Source organism: Stenotrophomonas koreensis, assembly GCF_001431525.1.
Lineage (GTDB): Bacteria > Pseudomonadota > Gammaproteobacteria > Xanthomonadales > Xanthomonadaceae > Stenotrophomonas > Stenotrophomonas koreensis.
Genome location: NZ_LDJH01000044.1, coordinates 1 through 2,176, shown reverse-complemented (window position 1 = coordinate 2,176; position 2,176 = coordinate 1). Strand labels below are relative to the sequence as shown.

The window sequence follows — 2,176 nt, the reverse complement described above, 5'->3', positions numbered from 1 at the left end:
CCCAAGGCAGCGGCATTGCGACCCTGGAGCACTTCGCGCACAAGCTCAAGGCTTACCTGCACGGAATTCTGTCCCGCTGCCGGCACCGGCTCAACACCAGCATCGTGGAAGGCATCAACAACACCATCAAGGTCATCAAACGCCGCGCCTACGGGTACCGCGATCAGGAATATTTCTTCTTGAAAATCCGCGCAGCCTTCCCCGGTATCCTGCGATGAACCATTAAAAACCCGGGCATTGCCCGGGTTTTTAATGCGGCCAGGTGCAGCCGAAGTCAGTGGCCGACGCTGCTGCCACCGGCCATCTTGCTGACCTGGTACAGCTCCAGGCCGATGCGCTTGATCAGCCCCAGCTGCTGCTCCAGCCACCAGGCATGGTCCTGCTCGGTGTCCTTGAGCTGGGCCAGCAGGATGTCGCGGCTGACATAGTCGCCCTGTTCCTCGCACAGCTTCATACCGGCGGCAAGGTTCTCGCGCACCGCATATTCGGTGGCCAGATCCTTTTCCAGCATCGACACCACATCCTTGCCCGGTTCAAAGGCCACCGGACGCATGTCCGGGTCACCGCCCAGAAACAGGATCCGTCGCAACAATGCATCGGCGTGCTGGGTTTCTTCTTCCATCTCGTGGTTCAAGCGCTCGTACAGCGCCTGCAGGCCCTGGTCCTCGTAACGACGGGAGTGGATGAAATACTGGTCGCGGGCGGCAAGCTCGCCACGCAGCAGGGCCTTGAGGCAATCGATGACGGCGGGGTTGCCTTTCATGTGGGCGCTCCATTGCAGGGATGACCGGCATGATGCCCGATCCGCAACGGCGATGTTCAAAAGCCAATCACTCGCAGTTGCACTGCATTTGCAGCCACGCCCGCCCCATGCTGGAATCGGTGCCTGGCTTGTGGGGGGATGGCAATGGGGTTTCGGGGATGGCGGCGCTGGACGCTGCGTGTGCTGTTGCTGTTGGCCCTGCTGGCCATCAGCACCGTGCTGGCGGCACTGCTGGCCCTGCGTGGCAGCCTGCCGCAACTGGAAGGACAGGGCTTGCTGCCAGGCCTGCAGGCCACCGTGCAGGTCCAGCGCGATGCGCTTGGCGTGGTCAGCATCACCGCCGACAACCAGGCCGACATGGCCCGCGCCCTGGGCCATGTGCATGCACAGGAGCGCTACTTCGAGATGGACCTGGCCCGGCGCAGTGCCGCCGGGGAGCTGTCCGCGCTGTTTGGTGCCGCCGCGCTGCCGCGTGACAGCGCGATGCGCCCGCACCGCCTGCGTGCCCGCCAGGCCGTGACCCTGGCACAGCTGCCGGACGAGCAGCGCCAGCTGCTGGCCGCCTATGCCGAGGGCGTCAATGCCGGCCTGGATGCACTGCGCGTGCGTCCCTGGCCCTACCTGCTGCTGCGCCAGGCCCCACAACCCTGGCAGGTCGAAGACTCGCTGCTGGCGGGGCTGGCGATGTATGCCGACCTGCAGGACCCGGACAACCGCAACGAACTGGCCTGGCAACAGCTGCGCGCCGCAGCACCGCCGGCCCTGGCCGCGCTGCTGGCCCACCCGGGCAGCCGTTGGGACGCACCGCTGCTGGGCCCTGGTCATGGCGATGCCCCCTTGCCTGCTGAGCTGGCACTGGACCTGCGCCAGCTCAGCCGGCTGCCGGCCACCGCTGGCCAGAGCGAAACCCCGATGCCCGGCAGCAACAACTTTGCCGTCAGCGGCCGGCTGACCGCCGATGGCCGGGCGATCGTCGCCGATGACATGCACCTGGGCCTGCGCGCGCCCAATATCTGGTTCCGCGCGCGGCTGCGCTACCGCCACCCGGAGGCACCCGCTGGCCAGGTCGATGTCAGCGGCTTCACCCTGCCCGGGCTGCCGGCGGTGATCGTTGGCAGCAACGGCCATGTCGCCTGGGGCTTCACCAACGCCTATATCGACAACGCCGATTTCGCCCGCTACGACCCCGCGCTGCTGGCCGAGCCCGGGGTGGTGCGACAGCATGCCGAGCGCATCGCCATCGCCGGCGGCAGCGAGCATGTGCTGCAGGTGCGCGAAACCGACTTCGGCCCGCTGTTGCACACGCTGCCCGACGGCAGCGCGCTGGCACTGCGCTGGGCCGCCCAGCTGCCGGGTGCCCTGAGCCTGGACCTGGCGGCGATGGCCCACGCAGCCGACCTGGAGCAGGCGCTG

3 protein-coding genes are annotated in these 2,176 nt (G+C 67.2%); 2 read left to right on the top strand and 1 reads right to left on the bottom strand.

Annotation, left to right across the window (positions count from 1 at the left end; all coding sequences use genetic code 11):
* The coding region (locus tag ABB25_RS14025; RefSeq protein ID WP_160319449.1) for a transposase at nucleotides 1-218 on the top strand (218 nt) is incomplete at its 5' end.
* Nucleotides 219-274: 56 nt separating this feature from the next.
* Here ABB25_RS14025 and ABB25_RS14020 read toward each other — a convergent pair.
* Nucleotides 275-763, bottom strand: a complete 489-nt coding sequence (locus ABB25_RS14020) for a bacterioferritin (protein ID WP_057667893.1) — start codon at nucleotides 761-763, stop codon at nucleotides 275-277.
* A 144-nt stretch (nucleotides 764-907) separates the two neighbouring features.
* Here ABB25_RS14020 and ABB25_RS14015 point away from each other — a divergent pair.
* Nucleotides 908-2,176, top strand: a 1,269-nt coding sequence (locus ABB25_RS14015) for a penicillin acylase family protein (RefSeq protein WP_160319448.1), incomplete at its 3' end; no start/stop codon positions are given.